The 14,506-nt window shown below is 69.3% G+C and carries 13 protein-coding genes and 1 pseudogene; 6 read left to right on the top strand and 8 right to left on the bottom strand.

Annotation, left to right across the window (positions count from 1 at the left end):
* Positions 1-197 precede the first annotated feature (197 nt).
* The 3 genes and pseudogenes from WS92_RS10875 to WS92_RS36515 form a co-directional block, all read left to right on the top strand.
* The gene (locus WS92_RS10875; RefSeq protein WP_059930245.1) at positions 198-1,490 is read left to right on the top strand and encodes an MASE1 domain-containing protein; all 1,293 of its coding nucleotides are present in this window, start codon (positions 198-200) and stop codon (positions 1,488-1,490) included.
* A gap of 13 nt (positions 1,491-1,503) precedes the next feature.
* A complete protein-coding gene (locus WS92_RS10880) occupies positions 1,504-2,319 on the top strand; it encodes an alpha/beta hydrolase (protein ID WP_059930247.1) in 816 nt (271 codons plus the stop codon).
* Positions 2,298-2,580, top strand: a pseudogene (locus tag WS92_RS36515) (short-chain dehydrogenase/reductase); the annotation flags it as partial. The gene WS92_RS10880 and the pseudogene WS92_RS36515, both read left to right, overlap by 22 nt.
* 85 nt (positions 2,581-2,665) lie before the next feature.
* Here the strand turns inward: WS92_RS36515 and egtD are convergent.
* The 4 genes from egtD to WS92_RS10900 all read right to left on the bottom strand — a co-directional run bounded on the left by egtD (position 2,666) and on the right by WS92_RS10900 (position 5,772).
* The gene (gene egtD, locus WS92_RS10885; RefSeq protein WP_059930249.1) at positions 2,666-3,640 is read right to left on the bottom strand and encodes an L-histidine N(alpha)-methyltransferase; all 975 of its coding nucleotides are present in this window, start codon (positions 3,638-3,640) and stop codon (positions 2,666-2,668) included.
* A gap of 4 nt (positions 3,641-3,644) precedes the next feature.
* Complete coding sequence (egtB, locus tag WS92_RS10890) at positions 3,645-4,880, bottom strand: ergothioneine biosynthesis protein EgtB (RefSeq protein ID WP_059930340.1); 1,236 nt, start codon at positions 4,878-4,880, stop codon at positions 3,645-3,647.
* Positions 4,881-5,041: 161 nt separating this feature from the next.
* Positions 5,042-5,422 (bottom strand): DUF427 domain-containing protein, encoded by a 381-nt coding sequence (locus WS92_RS10895; protein WP_015603053.1) that lies wholly within the window; start codon positions 5,420-5,422, stop codon positions 5,042-5,044.
* A gap of 170 nt (positions 5,423-5,592) precedes the next feature.
* Complete coding sequence (locus WS92_RS10900) at positions 5,593-5,772, bottom strand: hypothetical protein (protein ID WP_009914628.1); 180 nt, start codon at positions 5,770-5,772, stop codon at positions 5,593-5,595.
* Positions 5,773-5,952: 180 nt separating this feature from the next.
* On the opposite strand from WS92_RS10900, the gene alr reads away from it, so the two are divergent.
* Positions 5,953-7,077: an alanine racemase gene (gene alr, locus WS92_RS10905; RefSeq protein ID WP_059930252.1), complete on the top strand. Its 1,125-nt coding sequence runs from the start codon at positions 5,953-5,955 to the stop codon at positions 7,075-7,077.
* 117 nt (positions 7,078-7,194) lie between these two features.
* Here the strand turns inward: alr and WS92_RS10910 are convergent, their stop codons facing one another.
* Positions 7,195-7,989, bottom strand: coding sequence for an enoyl-CoA hydratase (locus WS92_RS10910; RefSeq protein WP_059930253.1), 795 nt, complete (start codon positions 7,987-7,989; stop codon positions 7,195-7,197).
* 380 nt (positions 7,990-8,369) lie between these two features.
* On the opposite strand from WS92_RS10910, the gene WS92_RS10915 reads away from it, so the two are divergent.
* Both WS92_RS10915 and WS92_RS10920 read left to right on the top strand, forming a co-directional pair.
* A complete protein-coding gene (locus WS92_RS10915) occupies positions 8,370-8,723 on the top strand; it encodes a hypothetical protein (protein ID WP_041862062.1) in 354 nt (117 codons plus the stop codon).
* Positions 8,724-9,101: 378 nt separating this feature from the next.
* A complete protein-coding gene (locus WS92_RS10920) occupies positions 9,102-9,644 on the top strand; it encodes a cysteine hydrolase family protein (RefSeq protein ID WP_015602932.1) in 543 nt (180 codons plus the stop codon).
* A 186-nt stretch (positions 9,645-9,830) separates the two neighbouring features.
* Here the strand turns inward: WS92_RS10920 and WS92_RS10925 are convergent, their stop codons facing one another.
* The 3 genes from WS92_RS10925 to WS92_RS10940 form a co-directional block, all read right to left on the bottom strand.
* Positions 9,831-11,033, bottom strand: coding sequence for a porin (locus tag WS92_RS10925; RefSeq protein ID WP_015603285.1), 1,203 nt, complete (start codon positions 11,031-11,033; stop codon positions 9,831-9,833).
* 800 nt (positions 11,034-11,833) lie between these two features.
* Positions 11,834-13,699, bottom strand: a complete 1,866-nt coding sequence (locus WS92_RS10930) for a rhodanese-related sulfurtransferase (RefSeq protein WP_231755898.1) — start codon at positions 13,697-13,699, stop codon at positions 11,834-11,836.
* Between the two features lie 165 nt (positions 13,700-13,864).
* A complete protein-coding gene (locus WS92_RS10940; RefSeq protein WP_059930342.1) occupies positions 13,865-14,464 on the bottom strand; it encodes a cysteine dioxygenase family protein in 600 nt (199 codons plus the stop codon).
* Between the last annotated feature and the right edge of the window lie 42 nt (positions 14,465-14,506).

Here is a 14,506-nt window from a genome sequence, read left to right on the forward strand (position 1 = left end):
TCTTTCGCCACGCCACCCCGGCATCGGCGCGCCGATGCCCCGATACCGCAACGCCTCGCGCCCCCTTCGGTATTCCAACGCGCGTGACGCACGCATATCATTCGCGCATCGCGCATCCGCAGGGCCAGCGGCGCGCGCCGGCTCCGACGAACGAACCGGCGCGCTCGCCTGCGCGGCGCAGCACACAGGAATCCTAGATGAACACCAAGCGTTCCCGGACGGAACTCGTCGCCGCGCTGCTCTGGGCGGCGCTGTATCTCGCGAGCGGCTATCTCTCGCACGCGCTCAACGGTCCCGTCCGGATGACGGGCTACATCTGGCTGCCGGCCGGCGTGACGATCGGCGCATTCATGTTGCGGCCCGTGCGCGAATGGCCGATGCTGGCCGCCGCGTTCCTCGTCGCGCAGCTCGCGCTGACGGGCATCGAGCACGGCAACCTGTTCAACGCGGCGCTGTTCGCGATCGACGAGGTCGGCGCGGCCGCGCTCGCGGTAGGGTTCGTGCGGCGCATCCGTTTCTCGCTCGAAGGCCTGTATTTCCTGCGCTCGGTGATCCTCGCCGGCGTGATCGCGGGCGTGCTCGGCGCGATCGGCGGGGCGGCCTGGTACACGGTCGTCAACGGCGCGTCGTTCGTCGGCGTCGGCCTCGTGTGGGCGGCGTCCGATTTCGTCGGCGTGCTGCTCGTCACGCCGGTGCTCGCGTCGTGGTCGCGCTTTCGCGCGCACCGCTCGGGCGATCACGAGCGCTTCGACCTGATGCTCGGCGTCGTCGCGTTCGCGCTGGTCGTGATCGGCGCCTTCGCGATCTTCGACGGCGACAGTGCGTCGAAATTCGGCGTCGGCCCGGGCTTCGCGATGACCTACATCCCGCTGTTCCTGACCGTCGCGGTGACGCTGCTGCTGGGCGGCCGCGCGGGCTCGTCGTCGGTGCTCGCGCTCGCGCTGATCGTGATCATGCAGACCGCGCAGGGGGACGGCCCGTTCGCGTCGCTCGACGCGCATCACGGCCGTTCGCTGCTCGAGGCGCAGCTCTATCTCGCGGTCGCGTCGCTGCTGGTGCTGGCGGTGAGCACGCTGAAAACGACGCGCGAGCGCGTGCACGAACATGCGGCGGTGCTGCAGAACAACATGGAGCTCGCGCTCGCGAGCGCCGGCCAGATCGCGTACGTGCTCGATCCGCCATCCGGGCGGATCGACTGGAGCGGCGACATCGAGCGCGTATTCGGCGTCGGCGTCGACGCCGCGCAGATCGCGAGCGTACCGCTCGTGCTCGAACGCGTGCATCCCGGCGACCGCGACGCGCTGCGCGACTACTGGCGCGCCGAGATCGCGGGCGAGGATCGCGCGCCGCTGTCGCTGCGCGTCGTGCAGCGCGACGGCGGCACGCAGACGATCACCGATCACGGCGCGCCGCTGCTCGATTCGAACGTCGACGTGGCGCTCGTCGCGGGCGTCTGGCAGATCGAGCGCGTGTGGCCGGCGGACGAATGAGCGAGCGGGCGTCATGACCGGCCAAACGGGCATTCTGCTGATCCACGGGCTCGGCGGGACACAGTACGATCTCGGCTCGCTGCACAAGGCGATGCGCCGGGCGGGCGGCGATACGCACATGATCACGCTGCCGGGGCACGGCACGCGCCCCGAGGATCTCGTCGACGTGCGCGCGGAAGCGTGGCTCGACGCGGTCACCGCGCAGTATCGCGCGCTCGAGCGCGAGTACAACACCGTGCATGTCGCGGGCATGTGCATGGGCGCGCTCGTCGCGCTGCTGCTGTGTCAGCGCGTGCGGCACGCGCGCGGGCGGCTCGCCCTGCTGGCCACGCCGATGTTCATCGACGGCTGGTCGACGCCCTGGTACCGATCGCTGCGACATCTGCTGTATCGCGTGCCCGGCGTGTCGGAGCGGCTGCGCGTCGACGAGGACGAGCCGTTCGGCATCAAGAATCCGACGATTCGCGCGATCGTGAAGAAGAAGTTCGAACGTCAGGACAACTTTCATTATCCGTGGGTGCCGCTTGCCTGCATTCGCCAGGTCGACCGGATGCGGAACTGGGCGCGCGCGGCCACAGCCGACACGCACTGCCCGACGCTCGTGCTGCATGCGCGCGAGGACGAGCTGACGAGCCTGCGCTCGGCGGACTTCCTGCTGAAGAACATGCCCGACGCGCGCGGAATCGTGCTGGAGAACAGCTACCACATGATCTGCGCGGACAATGATCGCGACGAAGTCGCCCGCCAGGTGCTGACGTTTTTCGGCTTCGATCCGTCGCATGCGGTGAGCCCGGCGATGGCGCGCAGGATGGGGCGAGTCGATCCGTGAGCACGATCGGGCCGCCGCGCTCCCTCCCGGATTACGACGCTATCTTCGATCCCATCCGCCAAGCCCGAGAGGAGAAAAGCAGCAAGCAACCGGGCGATCCCGAAAAAGCAGCGCGCGATGCTCGCCGCGATTGCCGCTGACCGCCCTCCCGCACATCTTTTGCCCGGTAGCGATGCACTCGGGCTCGTGCGCGACAGGTTGTCGGCATTGGCGGACAAGATCCGTGCGTGGGAGGCTGTGACGGTCTCGACGGGCGGCTGACGCTCGCCGGAGCCGGGGGCTGCCGAGCCCCTCCGGCTCCGGTAAGGCACGGTGCGCAATCATGATGCGGCAGTCCGCTACCGCCTCACCCGCGACTCTCGAGCCAATGCACGCTGAACAACCGCGCATCGTCGATCCACACCGTCCCCGGCGTGAACCCCGCCGCCTGCGCGAGCGCGCGAAACCCGTCGACCGTGAACTTGTGCGAGTTCTCGGTATGCAGCGTCTCGCCCGCCTCGAACCGGAACGCGTAGCCCGCCACGCGCACCGTCTGCGCGCGCCGGCTCACGAGATGCATCTCGATGCGCTGATGGTCGACGTCATAGAACGCGCGATGCGCCCACGCGCCGAGCGCGAAATCCGCGCCCAGCTCGGCGTTCGCGCGCTCGAGCAGATTCAGGTTGAACGCAGCCGTCACGCCCGCCGCATCGTTGTACGCGCGATGCAGGATCGACACGTCCTTCACGAGATCGACACCGATCAGCAGCCCGCCGCCCTCGAGCAGCGAAGCCGCGCGCCGCAGGAACGCCGAAGCCTCGTCCCGCGAGAAATTGCCGATCGTCGAGCCGAGGAAGCAGCCGACACGCCGCCCATTCACCCGCTCGATCGCGCGCAATTGCTCGGACTGCAGATAATCGGCGACGACGGGCTGCACGTCGAGCCACGGATACGCGTCGCGCAACGCGGCGGCCGACTGCGCGAGATGCTCGGCCGAGATGTCGACGGGCAGATAGCGCACGGGCGGATTCGACGCCGCGCACGCGTCGAGCAGCACGCGGATCTTCGACAGCGACCCCGCGCCGAATTCGATCAGGTTCGCGTCGCGGCCGATCTGCGCGGCGATCTCGTGCGCGCGGCGCTTCAGGATCGCGAGCTCGGTGCGCGTCGGATAGTACTCGGGCAGCTCGCAGATGCGGTCGAACAACGCGGAACCCGCCGCGTCGTAGAAATATTTCGGCGCGATGCTGCGCGGCGAGCGGCGCAGCCCCGCGAGCAGATCATGGCCGAACGCGCTGTCGCGCATCGTGTCGATCGCCACGCCCGCGGCGGCTTCATCCATCCGTTCAGAGATCTCTCGCAAGACGCACTCCCGTGAATTGCCAGCGCGCGGCCGGCGGAAAGAAGTTTCGATACGTCGCGCGCGCATGCCCGGGCGGCGTCGCGGCGCTGCCGCCGCGCAGCACCTGCTGCCCGACCATGAACTTGCCGTTGTATTCGGCCGCGACGCCCGCCATCGGGCGAAAACCCGGATACGGGTCATACGACGAGCGCGTCCATTGCCACGCGCAGCCCGTCATCTGCGCGATGCCCGGCGCGTCGAACGCCGCCTCCCATTCGGCCTCGGTCGGCAGCCGCGCGCGCGCCCATTCGGCGTACGCGGCCGCTTCGTAGAAGCTCACGTGCGACACGGGCGCGTCGCGCATCAGCGGCCGCAGGCCGCCCAAGCCGAACTCGCGCCAGCCGAGCCCTTCGCCGCCGTCGGACGCGATCCAGTAGAGCGGCGCCTTCCACCCTTCGCGCTGCGCGATCGCCCAGCCGTCGGACAGCCAGAACTCCGGGCGCGCGTAGCCGCCGTCGTCGATGAACGCCGCGTATTCGCCGTTCGTCACGAGCCGGTCCGCGATCTCGTGCGGATGCAGCATCGTCCGATGGCGCGGCCGTTCGTTGTCGAACGAAAAGCCGCGGCCGTCGTGGCCGATCTCGACGATGCCGCCCGGCCGCGGCAGCCAGCGCATCGCGCCGTTCGTGCGCCGCGCATCGGCCGAAGGCGTCGCGTCGCCGCTTCGATACGCGGGCAGCAGCGGATTCAGCGAGAACGCATGCAGGATGTCCGTCAGGATCAGCTCCTGGTGCTGCTGCTCGTGATGCAGGCCGAGCGTGATCTCCGGCTCGATCGCGATCAGCATCGGCAGATCGGACGTGCGCAGCAGGCCGAGCAGCGCGTCGTCGACGTGACGCCGATAGCGATGCACGTCGTCCAGCGACGGACGCGACAGCATTCCGCGCTGCGGCCGCGCATGGCGCGGGCCGAGCGCTTCGTAATACGAATTGAAGAGATACGGATAGCGCGAATCGAACAGCTTGTAGCCGCGCGCATGCCGCGCGAGGACCACGGTCTCGAAGAACCATGTCGTGTGCGCGAGATGCCACTTCGTCGGACTCGCGTCCGGCATCGATTGCAGCGCCTGGTCCTCCGCGGACAACGGCTCCGCGAGCTCGACGCTGTATCGGCGCACGTCCGTGAAGCCGCGCGCGAGGTCCGACGCGAGACTGCGCGCCGTTTCTTCGTTCTTCGTCATGTGCATCGTCCCGACTGGATGGCTCGCCCGCGCGCCGTGCAACGCCCGTGAACCCATGCAACAAAGAATAGGACACGCGCGCGGCGTCGCGACCGCGATCGCGACGCCGCGCGCGCACCGCTTTCGCGGCGCACCCCGTTGGCGTGATGAATGTTGCGGCGTCAGCCGATCTTGATCGAGTCGACGCGATCCGGATAGAACGCGAGATGGCCGGCGATCTGCCTGACCGCGTCGTGCGGCGTTTCGTACGACCAGATCGCATTGACGCCGCGCTCGCCGGCGCCCTTGATGCTGTAGTAGGACGCGTCGCCCTTGTACGGGCAGTGGCTCTCGTGCGTCGTGCGTTCGAGTCGCGCGAGATCGACGTCCTTGCGCGGCACGTACTGCACCGGCGGATACGACGCCTCGCGCAGCGTGAGCGCGTCGCGCGTGTCGGCGAGCGTGTGGCCGGCCGCCTTGACGACGACGCGCTCGCCCGTCGCCTCGATCGTGATCGGATGATCCGGGCCAGGAACCTTGACTGTATGACTTGACTGAGTCATGAAAGCGCCTCCGGTTGCAAAACACGTCGGATGTCGGGCACATCGTACGCCGCTGCGGCGCGGCGGACGACGCGCGAGCCGCGAATTCTGAAGTTCCGGCGGACGAACAATCCTCGTTGCAGACGCGGTTAATTGCAAGGTGTACGGCGATCGAAAGCAACGCGCGCGATTCATCCGATCTCGCGTGCGCGCAGATTCCATTCCCATTTGCCGAAAGCGTCCGGCTGGTCGACGATGCGCGTCGCCCTTTTTGCATGGACCGTCTCGCGCGGCGAGGTTCCCCGGTCTTCGTTCACATGCAACGAACCGTTCGCGCGCGCAACGCCGCGCCAACCGCGTGCCGCGCTCATCAGTTTTTACTGAAATTACGACAAATACATTAAATAAAACCATCGCCAAGCACATACCATAGCGGCCAACACTGGCTATGGCGTTTCACACGGCGGATATTCACCGAACGGGCGCCTCCGTTTCACCCTCGCGACGCGTCGCACACGTGCGCGCGCCGCCTTGACTTCGCAGAGAGATTCATGCCCCGCCCCATCGTCGCCCGCATTCACCCCGACGCCGTCGCGCACAATCTTGCAATCGTCCGGCAAAAAGCGCCGAGCTCGCGCGTCTGGTCAGTCGTCAAGGCGAACGCCTACGGTCACGGCATCGAGCGCATCTATCCGGCGCTCGCCGGCGCGGACGGCATCGCGCTGCTCGACCTCGACGAAGCGGTGCGCGTGCGCGAGCTCGGCTGGACGAAGCCCGTGCTGCTGCTGGAAGGCATCTTCGACGCGGCGGACGTCGAGACCGCGGATCGCTATCGGCTGACGGTCGCCGTGCATGGCGACGAGCCCTTGAAGCTGCTGACGTCGTCGAAGACGGCGCGCCCGATCGACATCCAGTTGAAGATGAACTCCGGGATGAACCGGCTCGGCTATCGTCCGGACGCGTTCCGCGCCGCGTGGGAACGCGCGGCCGCCGCGCCGTCGATCGGCCGCATCGCGCTGATGATGCATTTCGCGAACGCCGACGACGGCGAGATCGACTGGCAGATGAGCATGTTCGACGCCGCGACGGACGGCCTGCCCGGCGAGCGCACGCTGTCGAACTCGGCCGCCGTGCTGTGGCATCCGCGCGCGCACCGGGACTGGGTGCGGCCCGGCACGATCCTGTACGGCGCGTCGCCGACGGGCGCGACCCGCCACGTCGCGGACGTGCCGCTGCGGGCCGCGATGACGGTCACGAGCCGGATCATCGGCGTGCAGACGCTGTCGCCGGGCGAGACGGTCGGCTACGGGCGCCGCTTCGCGGCCGGGCGCGCGATGCGCATCGGTGTCGTCGCGTGCGGCTATGCGGACGGCTATCCGCGCCACGCGCCCACCGGCACGCCGATCGCGGTGGACGGCGTGCGCACGCAAGTCGTCGGCCGCGTGTCGATGGACATGCTGACCGTCGACCTCACGCCGTGCCCGAACGCGGGCGTCGGCTCGACGGTCGAGCTGTGGGGCGAGCAGGTGCGCGTCGACGACGTCGCGCAAGCCGCGGGCACGATCGGCTACGAGCTGATGTGCGCGCTCGCGCGGCGCGTGCCGGTCCTCGTCGATCCGTATCCCGCCGCCACCGCGCACGCGGAGCCCGCACGGACCGGAAGCCACGGGCGCTGAGCGGAGCACGGGCCGGCGCTTCTGCGCGTCGCCGCATCGGCTCGCACGATCCCACTGCGCCGCATGCGACGCCCGTGAGCGGCCGCCCCGCGCGCGGCATGCGCATGCACCCGCCGCTCACGTCCGCCAGCGCGGCGGCCGCTTGTCGAGAAACGCGTCGATGCCCTCGCCCGCGTCCGCTTCCATCATGTTGCGCGCCATCACGTCGGACGCATACGCGTATGCATCGTCGAGCGGCATCTGCCGCTGCCGGTAGAACATCGCCTTGCCGTAGCGCACCGCGGCCGGGCTCTTCGACGCGATCGCCGCGACCGTGCGCGCGACGGCCGCGTCGAGCGCGTCCGCCGGCACCGCCTCGTTGACGAGGCCCCAGTCGACGGCCGTCGCTGCGTCGATGAAGCGCCCGGTGACGAGCATGTCGAACGCGCGCTTCGCGGATACGTTGCGCGACAGCGCGACCGCGGGCGTCGCGCAGAACAGCCCGACGTCGATGCCGGACACCGCGAAGCGCGCCGTGTCGGCGGCGATCGCGAGATCGCAGGACGCGACGAGCTGGCAGCCCGCCGCCGTCGCGATCCCGTGCACACGCGCGACGACGGGCACGGGCAGCGCGCGGATCGCCTGCATCACGCGGCTGCATCGGCCGAACAGGTCGCGGTAGTACGCGAGATCGGGCGTGCCGCGCATCTCGCGCAGATCGTGGCCCGCGCAGAACGCGCGGCCTTCGGCGGCGAGCACGACGCAGCGCACGCGCGGATCGCCGGCGAGCGCCGCGAGCTCGCACTGCAACGCGTCGAGCAGCGCCTCCGACAGCGCGTTGAACTGCGACGGCCGGTTCAGGCGCAGCGTCGCGACGCCGTCGCGATCGTCGCGCACGAGCGGCGGCGCGAACGCCTGGCTGGATGGTTCCATGTCTTCCTCCTCGATGGGCACGCTGGGCACGCGGTTCGCGCCGGGGCCGGCGCAAGCGTCGCCCGGCGCGTGTCGAACAAAGGTATACCGTATCCCGAACGGATCAAACCGCGTGGCGTCAAGCGATGCGCACGAGCGAATCCGTCGATGCGGCGAAAAACCGACACCATCCGACGGAGCGCGCCGCGGCAGTGGACATCGTCTGGAAAAGCTGTATATTCATACAGCTCGCGCCGCCGGTTTTCCATGCGAGAATCGCGTGCCGCCGGGCAGCCCGCCGAGCCGCTCGCGCTTCGGCGCGGCGGCCGAGGCGAATCGGGCATCGCGAGACGGGCCACGGAGAAGACATAGTGAAACTGGTTGGATGCGGATTGCTGTTGTTGGCTTTCACAGCCTCGACATTGGCGGGCGAACGCTACGTCGAGATCTGGAATCCGCCCGAAGCGCGCACCGGCTCGAGCACCGGCGCGCGCCACGACCCGCCTGCCCGCAAACCGGCCGCCCCTGCCGCGAAGCGCAAGCGCGTCGCGCCGCACGTCGTCGAGGCGCGGATGCATCATCCGCCCACGGCCGTGAAGATCGCGCCGAAGCCGCGCGCGATCGAGGACGACGCACCGCGCCCCGCACCCGCGCTGCCGTCGCCCGCCGCCCCCGACATCCCCCGCCTGTTCACGCCGGACGGCAACGTGCTGCGCGTCGGCATGCGCGGCTACCGCGCCGACGTCGAGCGCTGACCGAAACGGCGCGTCGCTTCGGCGTCGATTCGGCGTCGGTGTGCATCGGGTATGCATCGGCACGCGCCGCGCCGACAGCCGCGCCGTCACGCCCGGCCCGGCATGTGCGATCGATGCTGCTGCTCGCCCATGCGCGACAGCGCCCGGCCGCCGGCACGACCCGGAACGACGATTGACGCGACGCCCGGCTTCCAGCATGATCGCTCGCATGGCCCACGTCACTTTCACCGCGACTACGACGACCACGACCGCCGATGGCGGGTCGTGAGGTCAGTACGTCGGCTTCGATTCACTCAACGTATTCACCCAAGGCCCCGCCCGCGAAGGACGGGGCCTTGTCGTTTCTCCGTCCGCCGCGGGCAATACCGGAGAAACACGATGAACGCGCCACGCGCCTCACGCCGCGCCCTTCTGATTGTCGACATGCAGCACGGCTTGTTCAACGGCCCCGACCGGCCCCACGCGGGAAGCCGCGTCCTCGATAACATCAACCGGCTGATCGGCAAGGCTCGCGAAGCCGATGCCCCCGTTTTCGCGGCCCGGCACACGGGCCCGCAGGGCTCGCCGATCGCGCCGGGCAGCCCGCTGACCCGGTTGCTGCCCGATCTTGCCGTGCGCGCGAACGTCGACACGCTATTCGACAAGACCCGCCCGAATTGCTTTCTCGGCACCGGCCTGGCGGCCTGGCTCGCCGACGCCGGCATCGACGAACTGGTCGTCACCGGCATGAAAACGGAGTACTGCGTCGACACGACGTGCCGCGCGGCCGCCGATCTGGGTTTCCGGCCGGTGCTGGTCGCCGACGCGCACACTTGCATGGACACGTCGGCGCTATCCGCACGCGCAATCATCGAGCATCACAATCTGACGTTGAACGGCGCGTTTGCGACGCTCGAAGACACCGCGAACTGCCGGTTCTGACCAGCGCCGATCGGGCGCGTCCGTCCGATCGCTTGCCCGGACGCGCGGCAAACGCGGCGAGCAGCGCATGCCGCGGCATGCCGCGACGCGAGCGCACGCCGCCACGCCCAAAGCAAACAGCCGGCCCGAAGGCCGGCTGCTCGTGCGACTGCCCGCGCGACGCAAGCGTCGCGCCGACGCGTGCGCTTAGAAGCGGTGGATCAGACCGACGCCGAGGCCCACCTGGCTGCGCGACGACGACGGCGACGTGTTGAAGCCGTCGCCGATCGACGCGGTCGCGTCGATGATCTTGCCGCCCGCGAGCGTCTTGCCGTTCGCGCGCTGGTACGCCTCGACCGCGTAGAGGCCCGTGCGCTTCGACAGGCTGTAGTACTGCGACAGCGTGAACTGGTGGTACTGCGCGGCGCTCGTGATGCCGTTCGATTGCGTCGCGCGCGTGTACGCGTAGCCGCCCGCGAAATCCCACTGAGCCGACGGCTTGAAGTGCAGCACCGCGCCCGCGGTGTTGAAGATCGCCGTGTTGCGGAACGCCGAGTTCACGCCCGGGATGTACTGCACGTTCGAGTACGACACCGAGACGTCCCACGCGGGCGAGAACTGGTAGCCGGCCGTCACCGCGACGCGCTGCTGCGCCTGCGCGGTCTTGTAGCCGTTGTTGATCGCGGACACGGCCGTCTGCGCGCCGCCGTTCGACGTCGTCGAATTCGCGCCCCAGTCGCCGCCGCCCGACGTCGAGTTGTTCACGCGCTGGAACGCCGCCGCGATGCCGAGCGGACCGTTCATGTACTGGATGCCCGCGCTCCACGTGGAACCGGCGTTCACGCTGCCCGGCTGGCCGCCGAACGCATATGAGCCGCCGAACGTGAAGCCGTAGAACTTCGGCGACAGGTAGACGAGCGAATTGTTCGCGCGATAGCTGGTGTCGAGCGAATCGATGTCGCCCGGATGCGCGCCGAAGTAGCCGGTGAGCCAGGTCGTCGGGCTGTACGGCGACAGCAGCGTGTAGTACGCGGTGTATTGACGGCCGGCCGTCAGCGTACCATACGTCGGGTTGGTCAGGCCGACCCACGCCTGACGCGTGAAGATGCCGCCCGCGAACTGCGACGTGCCGTTGGCCGTGCTGAAACCCGATTCGAGCTGGAAGATCGCCTTCGAGCCGCCGCCGAGGTCCTCGCTGCCCTTCAGGCCGAAGCGGCTGCCCGCCCACACGCCCGTCGACATCTTCACGGCCGAGCGGCCGCCTGTCGTCGAGCCGAGCGACGTGCTGCTGCTCTGATACGCGATGCCGTTATCGACGATGCCGTAAAGCGTCACGCTGCTCTGTGCGTGCGCGGTGGCGACAGCCGCCAAACCGACGGCCGTCATCGCGACCGCTGTGCGCTTTTTCATTGATTCTCCGTCCTCAAGAAATTTTTGTGTGGTGTGTCACGCGGCATGGTCTGCCCATGCGGCCGCCATTCTCACCGATCCGGTCGTGTTGCAAAACGAAGAATAAAGATCCGTCGGCTCCGCGCAACGCGGGAATTCACTAACCAGTTAGTTTTAATGCTGCAAGGACAAGGGTTTCGCGGGCGGGCAAGCGGTTGACTGAAACCGGTTCCCCGCGACACGGGATTTACCCGAATTTACATTCACACAGTCCTTCCAGATTGCTTCCAGACAGCTTTCGTGTGACGATTCCGGGCGGCCGGAACCCCGTGCCCGCGGAAGCGAAAACGTGTTCGTTCAATGACCTGGGTGCGGGGCGCGAGTTGCGCAGCGGGAGAAGCGGCGCGTCGGGCGGCCGGGGCGGACGTCGGCGCAGGTGGCGGCGGCGCTTGGGTTCGGGCGCCGGCCCGGCATTGGGCCTCGGCCTTCGCCCCCTTCGAATTGGGCCCCCGGACTTGCGGCTTCGGACTTCGAACGAAAAACGAATGCATCGGGCCCGAATTCGATGTCGGAGCTTGCCAAACCGGCCTCGGCTGTGCTCGCGAAGCGCAGCCGGCCGATTTTCGGCCAGCGTCGGCTCGCGCCGCATCGTGTCGAACCCGTTGCGCCGCATCGGCCGCGCCCTTCATCGGGTCGCGTCCCTCGCTCGCCCCTCTCGCCCCTCTCGCCCCTCTCGCCCCTCTCGCCCCTCTCGCCCCCGTCGCACGAAACGATCGCAAGCCTCGCTCAGGTCATCCGCTCATCGCGCGCGCGACGCACGTTCAAAGCACGTCGAAGCGGTGCGTGCCGTCGCGCCCGAGCTGCTCGACGAGGCCGAATTCCCAGTCGAGGTACGCCTGCATCGCTTCGGCCGCGTTGCCCGTGCCCTCGTATGGCCGCCGGTAGCGGTCGATGCGCGGCGAGGCCAGCCGCGTCTCGCCGTGCTCGACCGGCAAGCCCGCGGCAAGCCACGCGAGCGTGCCGCCTTCGAGCACGTGAACCGGCGTGCCCGCCGGCAGCAGCGCGCGCAGATCCGCCGCCGCGAACGCGGCCAATTGCCCCGATCCGCACGTCAGCACGTAGCGGCGCGCGCGCGGCATGCGTGTGAGCGCGTCGCGAAGCTGTGCGCGCACCGCATACCATGCGCCGGGAATGTGCCGCTTCACGTAGTTCGTGCTCGCGGTGACGTCGATGACCGCGACGTCGATTGGCGCGTCGTCCGCTCGCTCGCCGGCACGGCGATCCGCATGCCCGCCGCCGCCTTCGCCGGGGACTTCGCGTGCATGCGCGTCCTGCGCGTCCCGTGTGTTCCGCGCGCTCGCATCGCCGTGCGCAGCTTGTCCTTCGGGAAGCCCGTTTGCCGCCGCGCCGGCGCTCGCGTGCGCGCCCGCATGCGCGCCCAGCCATTGCGCGAGTGTATCGACCGACACCGTCTCACTCGCCTGCGGCTGCGGCGCGCTCGCGGCCGGCTCCCCTCGCTCCCCGCGCTCGCGCGCGTCGACCGGCTCGACGACGCGCACGTCCCACCCCATCTGCGCGAGCCACGACGCGGTCATGTCGGCGCGCACGCCGTCGTCGTCCGCGAGCACGATCCGCGCGCCGCGCACCGGCGCATGATGGTCGGTCTCCTGCACGAGCTGGCCGCCCGGCGCGCTCGCGAAGCCCGGCAGGTGGCCGGCCGCGTATTCGTCCGGCGTGCGCACGTCGAAGCGATAGAGCGTGCGATCGTCGGCCTCGAGCGCGCGCAGCTCGCTCGACGCGATGCGCGCGACGCCCGCGCGCCGCGCAACGTCGCGCGCCGCCTGCCGCGCGGCCTCGCGCCGCGCCGCGTCCACCTGCTCGGGAAAGCGCCGCGACGCGCCGTGATCGAGCGTCTGCCCCGCGAGCGTCCAGCCGATCGTGCCGTTGCGCAGCGCGGCGACCGGATTCGGCAGCCCCGCGTTGACGAGCGACTGCGCGCCGATGATGCTGCGCGTGCGCCCCGCGCAGTTCACGATCACGCGCGTTGCCGGATCGGGCGCGAGCTCGCGCACCCGCAACACGAGTTCCGCGCCCGGCACGCTCGTCGCGCCCGGGATGCTCATCGTCTGGTATTCGTCGAAGCGCCGCGCATCGACGATCACGACGTCGGCCCGCGCATCGATCAACTGCTTCACTTCCTGCGCGGACAGCGACGGCGTGTGCCGCTTCGCCTCGACGAGCTCGCCGAACGCCTTGCTCGGCACGTTGACGTCGATGAAGAGCTCGCCGCCCGCCGCCTGCCAGCCGGCGAGCCCGCCTTCGAGCAGATGCACGCGCGTGTAGCCGAGCGACGCGAGCACCGCTGCCGCGCGCGGCGCGAGATCCTCGCCGAGCGCTTCGCCGTAGATCGCGATCGTCGTGTCGCGGCGCGGAATGCGCGTCCATGCGTCGAGTTCGAGCTTCGACAGCGGAAAATTCGCGGCCCACAGCGGATGGCCGCGCGCATATGGGTCTTCCTCGCGCACGTCGATCAACGCGATCTCCGCGCCGGCGAGCAGCGCGGCGCGCACGTCGGCGGCGGATAGCGCCGGCAAGCGCGCGGGTGCGCAATCGCGCGCGTTCGGCAAAGCGGAATCGGCGACGCGATGCGAGGCCGGCGAAGATGGGGTCACGGAATCGATGGTCATCGGATCAGGCGGCTTCGGAAAAAACGGGAGTGGATGGGCGTCGCGTCGCCGTCGGCGATCGACGCGCGGCAGGGAAAAGACATCGGGCGATCGCGCGCGCCGGCCGCAGCGCGCGCCGCGCGGCGAAGCGCCGCAGACCGGTGCACGCGCTCGATCGGCACGCGCTCAACCGGCATGCGAATACCCGGACACGAACGGCTTGCGCGTGCCGTCGTCGCGATAGACCGAGCGCTCGACCGCGCCGATGTCCGCGCCATAGACGTGGATGCTGATCGACACGCGATCGGAGAACGCGTTGCTCACGCGATGGATGTCGCCGATCGACGGCGACACCGCGTCGACGCGCCCCGGCTCGAGCCGCACCGCCTTGCCCGCGGGCAGCGGCCGTCCGTCCGGCGCGAGCGCGTAAGGCTGCGAATACTCGGCGCCGCGCAGCACGCCGATCAGCCCCCAAACGGTGTGGTCGTGGATCGGTGTCGCCTGCCCCGGCCCCCACACGAAGCTCACGACCGAAAAGCGCGCGGCCGGATCGAGATGCAGCAGGAACTGCTGGTAGCGCTCGGGATCGGAACGGGCGTAAGCGAGCGGCAGCCAGTCGTCACGCGCGACGAGATCGGCGAGCAGCGCCGCGCCGTCGCGCAGGATGCGCGGCTCGTCCGGGCGCGTGTCGACGAGCCGCTCGAACGCGGCCACGAACGCGCGCAGCGGCACGCTCGCGCGCAACGCAGCCGGGGAGGATTCGTTATGCAAAGAACGCGCGCTCATCGGCAGTCTCTTCGAATATGATTGATCGACATGATGCACCTC

This window comes from Burkholderia sp. MSMB1588 (assembly GCF_001546925.1).
In the GTDB taxonomy this organism is placed as follows: domain Bacteria; phylum Pseudomonadota; class Gammaproteobacteria; order Burkholderiales; family Burkholderiaceae; genus Burkholderia; species Burkholderia humptydooensis.